The 15,617-nt window shown below is 40.9% G+C and carries 16 protein-coding genes; 5 read left to right on the top strand and 11 right to left on the bottom strand.

Annotated features, from left to right (window positions below; all coding sequences use genetic code 11):
* The first annotated feature begins 11 nt into the window (after positions 1-11).
* From tagF to AC1M9L_RS09815, 3 genes are read left to right on the top strand one after another with little or no spacing between them, the layout of a single operon-like run.
* Positions 12-971, top strand: coding sequence for a type VI secretion system-associated protein TagF (gene tagF, locus AC1M9L_RS09825; protein WP_481592006.1), 960 nt, complete (start codon positions 12-14; stop codon positions 969-971).
* The gene (locus tag AC1M9L_RS09820; RefSeq protein WP_092766604.1) at positions 971-1,729 is read left to right on the top strand and encodes an OmpA family protein; all 759 of its coding nucleotides are present in this window, start codon (positions 971-973) and stop codon (positions 1,727-1,729) included. Before tagF ends, AC1M9L_RS09820 begins: the two co-directional genes overlap by 1 nt.
* Positions 1,730-1,752: 23 nt before the next feature.
* Positions 1,753-2,019, top strand: a complete 267-nt coding sequence (locus AC1M9L_RS09815) for a PAAR domain-containing protein (protein WP_092766603.1) — start codon at positions 1,753-1,755, stop codon at positions 2,017-2,019.
* Positions 2,020-2,154: 135 nt separating this feature from the next.
* On the opposite strand, the gene AC1M9L_RS09810 is transcribed toward AC1M9L_RS09815, so the two are convergent.
* From AC1M9L_RS09810 to ribF, 5 genes are all read right to left on the bottom strand, one after another.
* Positions 2,155-2,697, bottom strand: a complete 543-nt coding sequence (locus AC1M9L_RS09810; protein WP_481588750.1) for an NADPH-dependent FMN reductase — start codon at positions 2,695-2,697, stop codon at positions 2,155-2,157.
* Between the two features lie 120 nt (positions 2,698-2,817).
* The gene (locus AC1M9L_RS09805) at positions 2,818-3,300 is read right to left on the bottom strand and encodes an FKBP-type peptidyl-prolyl cis-trans isomerase (RefSeq protein ID WP_481592005.1); all 483 of its coding nucleotides are present in this window, start codon (positions 3,298-3,300) and stop codon (positions 2,818-2,820) included.
* The gene (lspA, locus tag AC1M9L_RS09800) at positions 3,293-3,835 is read right to left on the bottom strand and encodes a signal peptidase II (protein WP_035270556.1); all 543 of its coding nucleotides are present in this window, start codon (positions 3,833-3,835) and stop codon (positions 3,293-3,295) included. The genes AC1M9L_RS09805 and lspA overlap by 8 nt, the downstream gene beginning before the upstream one ends.
* Complete coding sequence (gene ileS, locus AC1M9L_RS09795) at positions 3,828-6,674, bottom strand: isoleucine--tRNA ligase (RefSeq protein WP_481592004.1); 2,847 nt, start codon at positions 6,672-6,674, stop codon at positions 3,828-3,830. The genes lspA and ileS overlap by 8 nt, the downstream gene beginning before the upstream one ends.
* A 61-nt stretch (positions 6,675-6,735) precedes the next feature.
* Positions 6,736-7,737 (bottom strand): riboflavin biosynthesis protein RibF, encoded by a 1,002-nt coding sequence (gene ribF / locus AC1M9L_RS09790; RefSeq protein WP_481592003.1) that lies wholly within the window; start codon positions 7,735-7,737, stop codon positions 6,736-6,738.
* A gap of 201 nt (positions 7,738-7,938) precedes the next feature.
* Here ribF and AC1M9L_RS09785 point away from each other — a divergent pair, with 201 nt between their 5' ends.
* The gene (locus AC1M9L_RS09785; protein ID WP_481592002.1) at positions 7,939-9,072 is read left to right on the top strand and encodes a TDT family transporter; all 1,134 of its coding nucleotides are present in this window, start codon (positions 7,939-7,941) and stop codon (positions 9,070-9,072) included.
* Positions 9,073-9,189: 117 nt separating this feature from the next.
* Positions 9,190-9,756, top strand: a complete 567-nt coding sequence (locus AC1M9L_RS09780) for a 5'-methylthioadenosine/S-adenosylhomocysteine nucleosidase family protein (protein WP_481592001.1) — start codon at positions 9,190-9,192, stop codon at positions 9,754-9,756.
* A 77-nt stretch (positions 9,757-9,833) separates the two neighbouring features.
* Here AC1M9L_RS09780 and AC1M9L_RS09775 read toward each other — a convergent pair whose 3' ends face one another.
* The 6 genes from AC1M9L_RS09775 to AC1M9L_RS09750 all read right to left on the bottom strand — a co-directional run bounded on the left by AC1M9L_RS09775 (position 9,834) and on the right by AC1M9L_RS09750 (position 15,603).
* Positions 9,834-10,448 carry a TetR family transcriptional regulator C-terminal domain-containing protein gene (locus tag AC1M9L_RS09775; protein WP_481592000.1) on the bottom strand — a complete coding sequence of 205 codons (615 nt, stop codon included), beginning with the start codon at positions 10,446-10,448 and terminating at the stop codon, positions 9,834-9,836.
* 315 nt (positions 10,449-10,763) lie between these two features.
* Entirely contained in the window at positions 10,764-11,558 is a 795-nt protein-coding gene (locus AC1M9L_RS09770) for an ABC transporter ATP-binding protein (RefSeq protein ID WP_481591999.1), read from the bottom strand.
* Between the two features lie 8 nt (positions 11,559-11,566).
* Positions 11,567-12,364 (bottom strand): aliphatic sulfonate ABC transporter permease SsuC, encoded by a 798-nt coding sequence (ssuC, locus tag AC1M9L_RS09765; RefSeq protein WP_481586967.1) that lies wholly within the window; start codon positions 12,362-12,364, stop codon positions 11,567-11,569.
* A gap of 53 nt (positions 12,365-12,417) precedes the next feature.
* Positions 12,418-13,593 carry an FMNH2-dependent alkanesulfonate monooxygenase gene (gene ssuD / locus AC1M9L_RS09760; protein ID WP_092766595.1) on the bottom strand — a complete coding sequence of 392 codons (1,176 nt, stop codon included), beginning with the start codon at positions 13,591-13,593 and terminating at the stop codon, positions 12,418-12,420.
* 21 nt (positions 13,594-13,614) lie between these two features.
* Positions 13,615-14,607 (bottom strand): sulfonate ABC transporter substrate-binding protein, encoded by a 993-nt coding sequence (locus AC1M9L_RS09755; RefSeq protein WP_481591998.1) that lies wholly within the window; start codon positions 14,605-14,607, stop codon positions 13,615-13,617.
* A gap of 21 nt (positions 14,608-14,628) precedes the next feature.
* Complete coding sequence (locus AC1M9L_RS09750) at positions 14,629-15,603, bottom strand: sulfonate ABC transporter substrate-binding protein (RefSeq protein WP_481591997.1); 975 nt, start codon at positions 15,601-15,603, stop codon at positions 14,629-14,631.
* Positions 15,604-15,617: the final 14 nt, after the last annotated feature.

Below are 15,617 nucleotides of genomic sequence, written 5' to 3'. Positions count from 1 at the left end.
TAGGAGGCGATATGTACAGTGTGAAAACAACGCCTTTGTACTATGGTAAGAGTCCTGCTCGTGGCGATTTTCTGAAAACCAAAGGACAGTATTCTTTGATTCAAGTGATTGATCAGTGGATTACTGAAGCGCTTGAAATGGCAATGAGAAATCCAAATTTCGATCAAAATTATCAAAGTTTGGCATCATTAGATTTCTTTATTGCCAATCCGCGTGAAAATATGTTCTTGGTTGCAAACTTAGTGACCAGCAAAGACAGCTCAGGTCGTCAGTTTCCTATGGTGTTGAGTCACTTATTGGAAGTGGATGCACCCTACCAAAATTTGCTCTATGCACCTTATAGCTATAAGCCAGTTTTGATTGACTTATTTCAAAGAAACCGTGTGATTCGTCAAATTCGAGATGCTGATGATTTAATCGAAAAACTGGCTCAGCTCAAAAAAGAAATTCAAGTTCTTGATGTAACTGAATCAACCGCTTTTTTTGAAAATCATACCATGCATTCGTTTGCACAAATGATGAAAATATCGGTCTATGAGCTTGCACAAAGCATGATTGGACTAGGTCTTTTACTCCAACCTGTATTAAAAAATGGAACGAGTAAACTGAATAAGGTGTTAATTTTACCGATTCACAACCCTAGTTTTTGTTATGAAATCGCAGCATTCTGGGTTAGTTTAATCGCAAGATTTTTGCCAAAACATAATACCGAAGTGTTAATTGGTATTCTTCATTCAGAACGTCCAGTTTTATTATTTGGCTTTCAGGGCGCAGATATTGAAGCATTAAGTGATATTTTCAATCAGAACTTAAGCTCTGAACATTGGGTTTCATTGGTACAAGCACAGTGGATTGATCGCTATTTGGAGCAAAATGCAGGTCTTGCTGCACTCGAGCAATCTTTGTGCGAACGACAGTTAAGTTTAAATCAAGGAATGAAATTATTCCGACAGACTTTTATAGAAGAATAATGATGAAGAAAACCTTATTAAAGATTTCATTGCTTAGTTCGATATTGAGTATAAGTGTTATATCGTTTGCGAAAGAAATTATCGTTGAGGGAGTTGTTCCTAACGAGATGAGCAAACAGGCCATATTGAATAAAATGAAAGTGGTCTATAGCCAAGACCAAATTATCGATAAAATTCAGGTTCGTCCTGTCACTGCACCCAATGGATGGAGTGATTCCGTGACACAAGTCATTACACCTGATCTTAAAAAAGTTTCTCAAGGAAAATTGAGTGTAAGAGGAACACAAGTTGAGCTCACAGGTAAAGTCCTCAATCAAAATGATATCGTACCGACTCAAAATACATTTCAAAATTTAGTTGTGGCACCTTATCGCTTTAATGCACAGTTATCTGTGAATCATGCAGAACAAGCCATCATTGATAATGCTTTAAAAAATCGAATTATTGAATTTGCTTCTGGAAGTGCCACACTTTTACCAGCAGGCACACAAATTTTAGACGAAATGGTGGTTGCGCTAAACAAAGTTCAAGGCAAAAATGTCAAAATCATCGGACATACTGACAGTCAAGGTAATCCACAGAAAAACAAAGAATTGAGCTTGCAACGTGCGGATGCAGTAAAACAATATTTGATTGCCAAGAATATTTCACCTTCACGATTAAGTACAGCGGGTATGGGTGCTGATGAACCTGTTGCAGACAATGCAACGGAAGAGGGTCGTAAGAAAAATCGAAGAATCGAGTTTGAAGTTCAATAAAATATTATAAAAGGAACAAGTGTATGGCTTTCCCTTATATTACGATTGGCTCTCCAACCACTGGTGGTGGGCAGGTTATTTCAGCAAATAGTTCTTTCTTAATCGAAGGTAAGCCAGTTGCTTGTGTAGGGGATAAGGCCACCTGTCCTAAACATAAAACGGTGACGACAATTGTTGCGGGTGACAGCAAAATGGTTATTATGGGAAAACCCGCCGCACAGCATAATTCACCTTTGGCATGTGGATGCAAATGTATAGGGAATCAAAGTTTAACGGTTGGACAAAATTAGTTAATTCATTGGGATCTGTATCTAAAAAGAACCCTCTAATTTTAGAGGGTTCACTTTTTCAACTATAATTTTATCTCGATCAAAGTGTCTTCGGTATTTGTAATCGCGCACCTACTGATGATCTGAAGATGATTATTACGCACTTACATATTGCACAATTTTATCAAACGCAGATTTAAGCGCTTTGTCATCGAATTCATTGCCTTCGAATGTTTCATTGCGATTGCGTGCAAAAATATCGCGAATCTCAACCACGGCATTTGAGTCGACTAAACCTAATTGCGTAGCAACTTGACGGATTTGATCGATAGAGCGAGAGCCATTACTACCGCCATAACTGACATAAGCAGCAGGTTTTCCATTCCACTCTTTACCTAAATAGTCGAGTGCATTTTTAAGTGCAGGGCTGTATCCATGATTATATTCAGGACTAATAAATATAAATGCATCACCTTTCGCGATTTGAGCAGCCCATTCTTGTTGCTTAGGTTGATCATATATACCCGTTAGTGGTGGATTTGCTCCAGCGAAAAACGGTAAATCCCATTCTTTTAAGTCCACAATTTCTGTCTTAATCGTGCTGTAGTTATATGATGAAATCGTGTTTTGAACCCAATTTGCAACTTTAATGGCTGTGCGGCCTTCTCGAATGCTTCCCACAATAATTTGAATATTCACCAAATTTATCCTTCTAACTGTTATCACACTGACTTTAAAATGTTTTTTTTAAAAAAGGTAGATCGAAAATGTATCTAAAAAAAAGCGCCATAAGGCGCTTTTTTATGTACGAATCAGGCATTACATAATTTTGATGCCTTGCTGACCTGCTGGTGTTACTTTGAAAATTTCAACTTCAAAAGTAATGTCCTTACCAGCAAGCGGATGGTTAAAGTCGACCTCAGTGATATCATCATCAACCGATTTAACCACACCATATAATGACTGCTTTGCTTTATCTTCAAACTCAATCATTTGACCTTCAGCAGGACGTTGCTCAAATTTAACAGTATCAAATTTTTGCACGTTCTCTTGGTTCCAAGGGCCAAAAGCATCTTCAGCAGGTAAACTTACTGTACGACGGTCACCCGCGCGTAAGCCAAATAAAGCTTTTTCAAAACCAGGCAATAAGCTGCCATCACCTATCACGAGGCTTACAGGTTCTTCGCGACTACGGGTATTATCAATTTCAACACCATTTTCAATGGCTACTGAAAAGTGTAAATGTACTTTTGAACCCGCTTCAATGCGAGTATCTTCATTTGGATTAATAAAATCAGTCATTTTGCGCTTCCGCACGTTGAATACGATGTTTCTCTAAGAAAAAAGTATCGATCAGCATTAAGATGGTACCTAAAGTAATGGCACTATCTGCAAGGTTAAAAGCAGGGAAGTGGCTATTGTTATAGTAGACATGAATAAAATCTACAACATAGCCTAAACTTACTCGATCAATAAGATTACCAATCGCCCCACCTAAGATGAGTGCGATGGCTAAAGGCAATACTTTCATGTTTTTTGGCATACGCATAATCCAAAACACAAAAATAACCGAGACAATTCCTGCAAGTGATGTAAAGAAATAACGTTGCCATCCACCGGCATCGGACAAGAAACTAAAGGCAGCGCCGTAGTTATGTAATAATGTCCAATTTAAAAAAGGTAAAACAGGTACAGGGTCTGCATAAGTCAGATGTGTACTTGCTATCCATTTAGTCCATTGATCCAAAATAATGGCAACAATAGACAATCCTATCCACCACAAATTGTGGGGATAGAATTGGAATAAACCTTTTTTATTATTTTGTGGATTAGGCATATTTTCTCTCTTCGCCTTGACCTGTAGGGAGGTTAATAATACAACGACCACATAGTCCTGGATGTGATGGATGTGTATTCACATCAGGCAGAACATGCCAGCAACGAACGCATTTTTCGCCGTCAGCAGCAGAAACTTTCACATTCAAGCCTTCTAAGTCAGATACTTCACCTTGTGCTGCATCGAAACTATTGACCATCACTTGTGAAGTAATGAGAACGAAACGAAGTTCATCGCCTAATTTGTCTAGAACGGCTTTAAGTTCATCATTCGCCCAAAGCTCAACCTTAGCAGACAAGTTTGAACCCACAGTTTTCGCACCACGTGCTGCCTCGATAAACTTATTCACTGCCGATTTCACATTGATCAATGTTTGCCATTCAGTTTCTGATACGACATTGGCACTTGATGCAGTCGGAATATCATACCATTCAGCAGTGAAGACATATTTCTCAGTTTGACCGGGAATCAATGGCCAAGCTTCTTGTGCGGTGAACGTTAAAATAGGTGCCATCCAACGTACAAATGCTTGAACCAAATGGTACAACGCAGTTTGTGCAGAACGGCGTGCTTGAGAATCTGCTTTGGTGGTGTACTGACGGTCTTTGATAATGTCTAGGTAGAAACCACCTAAATCGTTGATACAGAAATTCGTCAGCGCACTTGTCACGATATGGAAGTTCATATCTTCGTAAGCTTTCTTAATGGTTTCTTGCACTTCTGAAGCACGTTGCAAGATGTATTGATCAAGTGCAATCAAATCATCAATCGCTAAGCAATCAGTCGCAGGTTGGAAACCATTTAAGTTTGCTAACAAGAAACGCAATGTGTTACGAATACGACGGTAACCGTCTGAGGCACGGTTAAAGATTTCTTTACCTGCGGTCATTTCATAACGGTAGTCTGCAGATGCAATCCAGAAACGAAGGCCATCAGCACCCATATCTTTAATGATGTCTTGCGGTGTGATGACGTTACCGATCGATTTCGACATCTTACGGCCTTTCTCATCGACCACGAAGCCGTGTGTCAACAAGCCTTTATACGGTGCGCGTTCGTTGATTGCCATTGAAGTCAACAATGAAGATTGGAACCAACCACGGTGTTGGTCTGAACCTTCAAGGTACAAATCAGCAGGGTCTTGTAGCTCTTCACGTTCACGAAGGACTGCAAAGTGTGTTGTACCTGAATCGAACCATACGTCTAAAGTATCTCGAACAGCGTTATAGCAATCTGCATCATCACCGATGAATTCGCGTGCATCACGGTTATACCAACCATCAATACCTTCTTGCTCGATTAACTTCGCAACTTCTTCAATCAATTCAGGTGTACGAGGGTGTAACTCGTTAGTATCTTTATGAACGAAGAATGGAATTGGCACACCCCAAGTACGTTGGCGAGAGATACACCAATCTGGGCGACCTTCGATCATCGCTTGAATACGGTTTTTACCCCAATCTGGTACAAACTCAATATCATTTTCAATCGCGTTCAATGCACCTTGGCGTAGACCTTGGGCATCCATGCTGATGAACCATTGTGGTGTTGCACGGAAGATAATCGGTGTTTTATGGCGCCAGCAATGTGGGTAGCTATGTTTAATCACAACATGTGCCCAAAGTTTGCCTGCTTCAGTCAATGCTTCAATAATTTTTGGATTGGCTTTGTAGATGTGCTCGCCTGCAAAGAGTGGCGAAGTTGGTAGATACACACCATTACCACCGACTGGGTTTTCAACTTTTAAGTTGTACTGTAAGCCAACTTTATAGTCGTCTACACCATGACCTGGTGCAGTATGTACAGCACCTGTACCGCTACCGTCAGTCACGTGCTCACCTAAGATTACAGGCACTTGGCGTTCAGCGATCAGTGGGTGTTGCAGAACAAGGTTTTCAAGTTTTGCACCAGTGAATTCTGCAATGACTTCAAATGCAGTAAAACCATAACGCTGAGTAGCTGATTCAACCAATGATTTCGCAAGAATGAAGTTTTGAGGTGCTTTGTCTTCACCTGTTGCTTTAACAAGTTGATATTCGAGATCAGCATGAAGCGCAACCGCTTGGTTGGCAGGCATGGTCCAAGGTGTTGTGGTCCAGATCACGATGTCGGTACGTTCAGCAATGTCTACACCCAAACGTGCAGAAAGGTCAGCTAAATCAACAACGCTGAAACCCACATCAATTGCGTCTGATTTTTTATCTTCGTATTCAACTTCAGCTTCAGCCAATGATGAACCACAGTCTAAACACCAGTTGACGGGTTTAAGACCTGGTTCGATATGACCTGCTTTGGCAATAGCACCCAATGAACGCACGATGTCGGCTTCTTGTTTGAAGTTCATCGTTAAGTACGGATTGTCCCAATCACCAAACACGCCCATACGCACGAAGTCTTTCTTTTGCAGTTCAACTTGTGTGTAAGCATATTCACGGCAGGCTTTACGGAATGTAGAAGCATCTACTTTTACGCCGACTTTACCGACTTTTTCTTCAACTTTAAGCTCGATTGGCAGACCGTGACAGTCCCAACCCGGTACGTATGGTGCATCAAAACCATCCATTACTCGGCTTTTAATGATGATGTCTTTTAAGACTTTGTTAACCGCATGACCTAAGTGAATTTGACCATTCGCATAAGGAGGGCCGTCATGAAGCACATATTTTTTCTTGCCAATACGCGACGCACGAATCTGCTGATAAATGTTGTCGGCATACCACTCTTCTAACCATTTCGCTTCACGTACTGCGAGATTTGCTTTCATCGCAAAGTCAGTACCTGGGAGGTTTAGCGTGGCTTTATAGTCCACTGCATTTTCAGGAGTTTGCTTATCGCTCATGCAAGTTGTCTTCCAATTTAATCAGTCTAAAGCTGACGCGTTTTACAAAAATTAAGGAGTATTAATAAGGAAAGTTGGGGTTATTTCGGCGAAACTCAAGCAGTTGCTCAACATCATCATCGATCCCAGCTTTGAGTGCTTCTAGCGAAGGATAATTCTTTTCGCCGTGAACAAAGTTCAAAAATGTTACCCGCATTAACAGGCCATACAGATTAGCAGAAACATCAGGGAAATGTACTTCTAATCGCCACTCTGGATGTTCCTGTTGGATGGCTGGTCGGGTGCCGACATGTCCTGCACCGAAAAGGGCTGTAGACTCATAACCAGCGATACCTGGATATTCGGCATTTTCATTGCGAACTTTGTCTTTTAACGATTCTGTTTCACAAATCACTTCAACACCATAGATACCATGTAAACAGGGCTTATGGCGGTTTAGACGAACATTGATAGTTGGAAAGTTAATGGTGCGACCGATTTGATCACCATATTGAACACGACCCGTAATGCTATACGGGCGACCAAGTAGCTCCGCAGCTTTTTTAAGGTCCCCTGTAGCCAAAGTTTGGCGTATTAAGGTAGAGCTAATACGCTCGCCATTCAGTTCAACGTTATTTAAATCGGTGACTTGAAAACCATAATCGCGCAAGAATTGGCTATTACCTTGTCGGTTTTTACCAAAATGATGATCTTCACCGAGTACTAGGCTTTGGGTATTCAGCTTGTATTTTAAAATATCAGCAAACTCTTCCGCACTTAAATTACGGAATGTGTCATCAAATTTGGCAACAACAATGTAGTCGATACCAAGTGCAGCCAAATGTTCCACTTTTTCACGTAATGAACTAATTCGTGGTGGTGCGTCGTAACTTTTAAAATATTCTAAAGGCTGTGGTTCAAAAATCATCACCACAGTTTTTAAATCTTGTTGTTGTGCTATGTCTTTTAATTGCTGAACCATCGCCTGATGACCCAAATGAACACCATCAAAATTGCCAATGGTGACGGCAGTTTTGGGCAATTGAAAGTTGGGCGCTAAAGCATTCAGACGGAGTAGCTTCATGGGCGAAATGGTGACTAAAATTAATTTGGGCTATATATTGCCATATTCTCACAGTTTCGTCTTGTTGTTGTGTTTTTATTCAATACTTTCATTGCAGATTTTTATATCAATAAAATTTATTTTAAAAATAAATATTAATCAATTTTTCTTATTATGGAATTGGATTATGCTGTTTTTATCTTCAAGGCTATGGAATCAACCATGCGCGGACTTTTTCAAGATTTGACACAAGTGTCTGATGTGATCCGTCATTTTACACCAAACTGGTTTACGGTGAGTATGGGGACAGGTGTGGTTGCACTGATTATATCAGAATTTCCAGTGTTGAAAGGACTGACATGGCAGCTTGGGAAGACTTTATGGTATGTGAACATTGGCCTATTTTTACTGTTTAGTAGCCTCTATCTGTTACGATGGATCTTGTATACCAATGAGGCAAAGCAGATTTTTCAACATCCGATGATGAGTTTGTTTTTCGGTGCTATTCCTATGGCATTGGCAACCATCATCAATGGACTGGTGAAATATGGTCAACCTATCTATGGTGAACAGGCATTACGTTTGGCGGAAAGCTTATGGTATGTCGATGTGATTTTGGCGGTTGCAATTGCTTGGTTCGTGCCTTTTATCATGTATCAACGACAACAACATGAACTAAAAAGCATGACTGCTGTTTGGTTGTTGCCAATTGTGGCTTGTGAAGTCGCAGCCAGTAGTGGTGGCGTGTTACTCGCACATTTACCAGCAACGACACACAGTGTGGGAATATTATTGGGCAGCTATATCCTTTGGGGGATGTCAGTTTTACCGGCATTTGCGATTTTGAGTATTTTGATGTTACGTCTTGCACTACATCGACTACCACCGAAAGAATTAGCCATGAGCAGTTGGTTGGCTTTAGGTCCAATTGGTACAGGGGCACTGGCCTTACTATTACTGGGTGCACAAGCACCAACTATTCTTGCCAGTGTAGGCTTAGCAGGGTTAGGGGAGTTCTTACAGCAAGGTGGCATTTTTGCTAGTCTGATTTTATTAGGCTTTGGGCTGTGGTGGTTCGGGATTGCAGTGTTAACCACTTATCATCATGCCAAGCAAGGTTTGCCTTTTAACTTAGGTTGGTGGGGACTGACTTTTCCACTGGGGGTATTCAGCTTAGCGGTCTTGAGTTTAGCTGAGCAGCTGAATGTAGGCATCATTTATCAATTGGGTTATTTGCTCACAATGCTATTAGTTTTGCTTTGGCTTATTGTGATGAGTAAAACATTGGTCGGCTTTTATCGCGGGCATTTATTATTCTCACCGTGTCTAAAAAGCTATTTAGAAAATAAAGTCTAAGACATGTATAAAATAGATTGAAATCAAAAGCTGAGCGAGGCCTCAGCTTTTTATGTTTGCAGTTTATTCAACCTTGATTTTTAATGAGCAGCAATAATTTAGTCAATGAGTATCTGCATGTCTGATCTAGCTTTAATTATGGCACTACCAAGTGAGTCGAAAGGATTATTCGAACAAGCTGGAATTGAGGTGCATTACAGTGGTATTGGTAAAGTCAACGCCGCTTTTAAAGCTTTTGAAGTGATTCAAAAAACGGGATGCACAACTTTGCTGAATTTAGGAACAGCAGGAAGTTCGCATTTTGATGCGCATTCCTTGGTTGAAGTAACAACATTTGTACAGCGAGATATGGATGTTTCACCGCTTGGCTTTGAAGTTGGTGTTACACCGATGGATCAGGAATTTCCCGCAACGATTAACCTAGAGCCGTATTTCCAACATTTTCCCAAGGGCATTTGTGGGACTGGCGATAGCTTTGAAACTGGTGAACCTAAGGTGCCATGTCAGTTGGTTGATATGGAAGGATATGCGCTCGCCAAAGTATGTAAGAAACTTGGCGTTCGTTTGATTTCCGTGAAATACATTACAGATGGGGCAAACGACACCGCACATTTAGATTGGGAGGAGAACTTGTTGTTGGGCGCTCAAAAATTATTGGCTTTATATCAGAGTATGGAACACTAGATTTTGAAGATTTTGGCGACCATAGAAACTATGGTCGTATGCCAGAGATCAATCTCGAAGAGATTTAGAGAAACCAATTATGGGCGAGGTAAAATACCATATAGCATCATATGCACCGTATGTTCGATGGTACGTTGATACATGGTGCGATTACGTAAGGTTTTTCCCGTCACCATTTCAGTTTGAGTGCTAAAATCAGCATAGTTTTGTGTGATTCCCCAAAGGTTAATAATTAAAACTTCAGGATCGATTTTGTCTGATATTTTGCCTTGCTCTTGCCATGTAGCAATCACTTTGGATTTACGTTTGAAGAGTTTTTTTAATGGACCTTTCAAAATTGGCAGGATATGTGGTGCGCCTTGGATAATTTCTAAAGCAAATAATTTTGATGCTTTATGTTGAGTACGGGAAACCTCAATCTTTTGCATGAGATATTGCGTGATCGCTTCAGCAGGCTCTAAATCAGCTTCCAACATTTGCAGTGGAGCTAACCATTTTTGCATGACAGTAGTCAGCACTTCGACATAGAGCGCTTCTTTATTTTCATAGTAATAGAAAATATTCGATTTGTGCATTTCCGCGAGTTGTGCAATTTCATCTAAGCTTGCACCACTAAAACCATACACAGAAAACACATCTAATGCAGCAGCTAAAAGCTGTTGACGTTTTTGCGTACTCTTCTTTTGTTCCATCTCGTCAGTAAATTATAAAAAGGAACCTCAAATTGTACGGCAAAACGTGCGATTTGTGCACAAGGATTAGGGCATTTGCAAAAGAATATGAAGAATAATTGTGTAGTTAAGTGATAAAACTAATAATAAGACACATGTACAATTTATTTGATAAACAAATACATATTACTCATGTGGGAAATGCTGATCGAGGATATCTTTTAATTTAATTAAAAAAAGCCATTTATCAGTACGAAAAGTGTCTAATTTTCCGACGAAAATTAGACACTTCCATTTACCTCATTCAACAATTCAGAATGTCATATTTTGTATCGCTTAAGTTGAAAGTACGGCTTCTAAAACTTGTTGTTCAAGCTCTGCAAATTTGACATTTTTTTGTCGCGGTCGTGGTAAATCTACTTTGAACTGATGTGCGATATGACCTTTATCGAGCAAAATAATACGATCTGCTAACTGAACAGCTTCACTGACATCATGTGTCACTAAGATGGTGGTGAAGCCTTGTTCTAACCATAGTCTCTCGATTAAATTTTGCATGTCTAAACGCGTAAGCGCATCTAAAGCCCCCAAAGGTTCATCAAGTAATAGTATTCGAGGGGTATGAGACAAGGCACGTGCTAGCGCTGCTCGTTGACGTTGTCCACCTGAAAGTTGTGCAGGCCAAAGTTCAGCTTTTTCATTTAAGCCAACTTTTTCCAATAATGCGTCAGCCTTATCATGCTGGGATTTATCTAAGCCCAATTGCACATTTTTTAAAATGCTTTTCCATGGTAATAGGCGAGGATCTTGGAACATGACGCGGATGTCATCAATGGTAATGCCTTCACGAAAGTTCAGTGCAGATTTAAATTTAATCTCACCATAACTCGGTTGTTCTAAATCCGCGATTAACCGTAACAACGTACTCTTACCACAGCCACTTCGACCCACAATGGCAACAAATTCACCAGGTTCTATATGTAGGTCTAAATCCTCTAATACTTTAACTTTGCCATAGAACTTGTGCAGTTGTTCAATATTGATTTCTGCACCGATCTTTTGTGGAGCTGATCTGGCATGATCTGGAATGACATGTTCATCAGCGAGATTTGAAATACTTAAATCAGTCATACGCATTCCTATTTTTGATAGCCTGGATGCCAGCGTAATAAATATTTTTCTAAGGCAACCGCGAGTACATCCGCTAATTTACCAAGTAGGGCATACAGTAGAATCCCAACTAAAACGACATCTGTTTGTAAAAATTCACGCGCATTCATGGTCATGTAGCCAATTCCAGCTTGTGCTGAGATGGTTTCAGCCACAATTAACAGAACCCAAACTAAACCTAGTGCGAAGCGCAAACCAACTAAAATGGAAGGAAGAGCACCTGGTAAAATAATTTCTTTATATAACTGCCAGCGTGTTAAACCATAACTCTTGCCCATCTCGATCAGCTGAGGATCTACAGATCGGATACCGTGATACGTATTGATATAAATTGGGAAAAACACGCCAATCGCGACCAAAAATAATTTGGCAGATTCGTCAATTCCAAACCATAGAATCACCAATGGAATTAAAGCTAAAGCTGGAATATTACGGATCATTTGTAGGGTCGTGTCGAGTAACGTAGAGGCGACTTTAGATGAGCCATTTAACAATCCTAAAAATAATCCTAAGCCCCCACCAATCAGCAAGCCAATCAGTGCACGTCCCGCACTGACTTGGACATGTGTCCACAGTTCACCACTAAGCAATAGATGCCAAAAAGCCAAAACCACTGCGGTTGGAGCAGGCAAGACACGGCTTTCTAAAATGCCAGTGACTGAAGCAAGTTGCCAAATCACAATAAGAAAAATGGGTACTAACCAAGGCAACAAACGTTGCCCCAGTTGTTTGATTCCTCGAGAGAGAAAACCTTCAGCTTTAACCACCTTGGTTTTACTCAACACGATAGAATGTTTTTGAGTTTTATCTACCGCTGTTGTCATGCCGGCTCCTGAACCTGATCTCCTTTTTTATTTTCTTCAGGAGTATAGTTATTCGCGACAATCTCACCAAAAGGACCAGTCAGATTAGGTTGAGTCAGTTTTTGGCGTGTTTCTAATGGCAGAAGAGGGAATACCAATTCAGCAAAACGAATTGATTCCTCAAGATGCGGATAACCCGAGAAAATAAAGGTATTAATGCCTAAATCTGCATATTCTTGGATACGTGCCGCCACAGTTTCAGGGTCACCTACTAATGCCGTGCCTGCACCCCCACGGACGAGACCTACGCCAGCCCATAAGTTTGGTGACACTTCAAGTTTCGAGCGATCTCCATTATGAAGTTCAGCCATACGACGTTGACCAACAGAGTCCATTTGTTTAAATTTTTTCTGTGCCGCAGCGATGGTTTCATCATCAACATACTGAATTAATTCTTCAGCAGCTCTCCATGCTTCCTCGTTGGTTTCGCGGACGATGACATGTAAACGAATACCGTAATCTAGGGTGCGACCTTTAGCTGCCGCCTTAGCGCGGACATTTTCAATTTTTTCTTTAACCGCTGCTGGAGGCTCTCCCCAAGTTAAATAGGTATCTACTTGATCAGTTGCCAGTTCAACAGCATCATCAGAAGAACCACCAAACCACAATGGTGGATAAGGTTTTTGGACGGGTGGATATAATAATTTTGCATCATCCACGCTTAGACGTTCACCATGGAACGTGAAGCTTTCACCCGTATGAGAGCGTTTTAAAATTTCGCGCCAAATCGTAGTATATTCAGTCGCAGTTTTATAACGCGTTTTATGATCTTCATAGACGCCGTCACCTTTTAACTCTTGCTCATCACCACCAGTGACCAAGTTCAATAGAACACGGCCATTTGAAAGACGGTCAAAGGTTGCTGCCATACGTGCAGCCAGTGCAGGAGTGGTTACCCCTGGACGCAAAGCAACGAGAAATTTAAGATTTTTGGTGGCATCAATTAAACTTGCGGCAGTCAACCATGGATCTTCACAAGAACGACCAGTCGGGATAAGCACACCTTCATAACCTAGATTATCCACCGCCACAGCGATTTGTTTCATGTAGGCATGGTCGACAACACGTCCGCCTTTGCTTGTACCTAGGTAGCGACTATCACCATGAGTAGGAATAAACCAGAAAATTTTCATTACTTAAGTCCTTAATATGAGTTACTGACCAGTCCATACGACTTGGTTAATTTGTATCGGTTTAGGAATGATTTTGAGCTCAGCAAAGCGATCAGCCAGTTGTTGCTGATCTGCAATGACTTTCGCGGTTAAAGGTGCTGCATAAGATGGACGAGGTCGGCGCTGAACAAAGGTTTGGCTCACATTCGGCTTTAAACCTGTTGTTTTGGCAAAAATCGTTGCTGTAGTTTTTAAGTTCTTTTGAACCCATTTATCAGCAAGATTAATCTGTTCAATGACACCTGAAATCGCTTGAGGATGTTTGTCGATAAACTTGCCTGAAGCGAGATAGAACGTGTAATTCGGGCTCAGCCCTTGTCCAGTGGTCAAAACTTTTGCTTTATCTTCAAGTTCAGCAGCAGCGTAATACGGGTCCCAAATGGCCCATGCATCAACAGCACCTTTTTGGAATGCTGCGCGTGCATCAGCAGGACTTAACCAAATTGGTTTTACATCGCTCCATTGCAAACCTGCTTTTCGGACGGCTTGGACCAATAGATAATGTGAACTAGAGCCACGATGTACTGCGACACGCTTGCCTTTGAGGTGTTTAAGCTGAGTAATTTTGGATTTTTGCGGCACTAAGATTGCTGAAGAAAGAGGCTTCGCCGCCTCATAAGCAATGTAATGCAAAGGTTTGTTTCCTGCTTGAGCATAAACAGGGGGGGTATCACCTGTTGCACCAATATCCACTGAACCCACTGCAAGTGCTTCTAAAATTTGAGGACCACCAGGGAACTCATTCCATGTAATTTTGGCATTGGGAAATTCTTGCTCAAACAGTTTTTGCTGTTGAGCAATCACCAAATTTACGGAAGATTTTTGGAAGCCAATGCGTAATTCTTTCACTGAGGGATCAACAGCCCATGCAGCTGAGCAACCCAACATCGCACAGGCAAATAGCATCGTTGTCATTGAATGACTTGAGGTTTTAAACCAAGTGTGTGCTGTATTTCCTGATTGATGTTGAGTCATGTTCATCACCTTTTCATGTTGTTATTTGGGTGTAGGCGCAATAATTGCGGCCTGAATATTGATTTTGTTTGGAATTAACTTCTGTTGATGGAATACATCGGCAACTTTTTGCTGATGTTGAGCAACTTCAGTACTAATTGGATAAACGCCGAAGCTCATACGTCCAATTGAGGTTTGAAGAATTTTGAAATCTAGGCCTGTAGGCTTCACGAGCAGTTGAGCGGCTTCATCTTTATTGGAAGCAATCCAATCTGATGCTTCATTAAGTTCTTGAACAACGGTTTGTATAATTTCAGGATTCTGTTCAACGAACTTACGATCAGCCATATAGAACTGGTAGTTATTGGCATTCCCTTCGCCAGAAGCGAGAACACGTGCGCCGATTTGATGCTCTGCCGCTGCAAAGAACGGATCCCAGATTACCCATGCATCGACTGCACCGCGCTCAAATGCTGCGCGAGCATCCGATGGTGGTAGGTAAACCACTTCAATATCATCAAGCGTCAAATGATTCTTTTCTAAGATCTTCAAGAGAAGATAATGAACGTTAGAACCTTTGTTTAACGCTACACGCTTACCTTTAAGTTGTTGAATATCTTTGATGTTCGAATTTTTTTGAACAATCAACGCTTCAGCGCGTGGAGTCGCAGGTTGATTTGCGACATAAACCAAATTTGAATTCGCTGCTTGGGCAAAAATAGGGGGTGCTTCACCGACTTCACCAAATGAAACACTGCCGACATTCAAACCTTCTAACAGTTGTGGTCCACCTGGGAACTCTACCCATTTCACTTGAATGTTTTGATCCTTCAAAGCGGCTTCTAATTCACCACGTTCTTTAATCACGGGCAGTAAGCCATATTTTTGATAACCGATATTTAACACTTGGGTTTTATCTTCTTTTTTTGAGTCGCAACCAGTGAGTAGCAAAGCACCTGTTAACGCAGAAGACAAAATGAGTGTTTTTTTCCAAAGATTAGCGTTAAAGCTGCTCATATTGAAAATCCTGA

Source organism: Acinetobacter sp. ANC_7511, from assembly GCF_056779975.1.
Note: the sequence above shows the minus strand (reverse complement) of the source record. Positions and strands in the feature narration are given on the sequence as shown.

Bases quoted from the DNA above. Each gene is read 5' to 3' on its own strand.
- tagF (WP_481592006.1), top strand. From the start codon at position 12: ATGTACAGTGTGAAAACAACGCCTTTGTACTATGGTAAGAGTCCTGCT.
- AC1M9L_RS09820 (WP_092766604.1), top strand. From the start codon at position 971: ATGATGAAGAAAACCTTATTAAAGATTTCATTGCTTAGTTCGATATTG.
- AC1M9L_RS09815 (WP_092766603.1), top strand. From the start codon at position 1,753: ATGGCTTTCCCTTATATTACGATTGGCTCTCCAACCACTGGTGGTGGG.
- AC1M9L_RS09805 (WP_481592005.1), bottom strand. From the start codon at position 3,300: ATGACTGATTTTATTAATCCAAATGAAGATACTCGCATTGAAGCGGGT.
- lspA (WP_035270556.1), bottom strand. From the start codon at position 3,835: ATGCCTAATCCACAAAATAATAAAAAAGGTTTATTCCAATTCTATCCC.
- ileS (WP_481592004.1), bottom strand. From the start codon at position 6,674: ATGAGCGATAAGCAAACTCCTGAAAATGCAGTGGACTATAAAGCCACG.
- ribF (WP_481592003.1), bottom strand. From the start codon at position 7,737: ATGAAGCTACTCCGTCTGAATGCTTTAGCGCCCAACTTTCAATTGCCC.
- AC1M9L_RS09785 (WP_481592002.1), top strand. From the start codon at position 7,939: ATGCGCGGACTTTTTCAAGATTTGACACAAGTGTCTGATGTGATCCGT.
- AC1M9L_RS09780 (WP_481592001.1), top strand. From the start codon at position 9,190: ATGTCTGATCTAGCTTTAATTATGGCACTACCAAGTGAGTCGAAAGGA.
- AC1M9L_RS09775 (WP_481592000.1), bottom strand. From the start codon at position 10,448: ATGGAACAAAAGAAGAGTACGCAAAAACGTCAACAGCTTTTAGCTGCT.
- AC1M9L_RS09770 (WP_481591999.1), bottom strand. From the start codon at position 11,558: ATGACTGATTTAAGTATTTCAAATCTCGCTGATGAACATGTCATTCCA.
- ssuD (WP_092766595.1), bottom strand. From the start codon at position 13,593: ATGAAAATTTTCTGGTTTATTCCTACTCATGGTGATAGTCGCTACCTA.
- AC1M9L_RS09755 (WP_481591998.1), bottom strand. From the start codon at position 14,607: ATGACTCAACATCAATCAGGAAATACAGCACACACTTGGTTTAAAACC.
- AC1M9L_RS09750 (WP_481591997.1), bottom strand. From the start codon at position 15,603: ATGAGCAGCTTTAACGCTAATCTTTGGAAAAAAACACTCATTTTGTCT.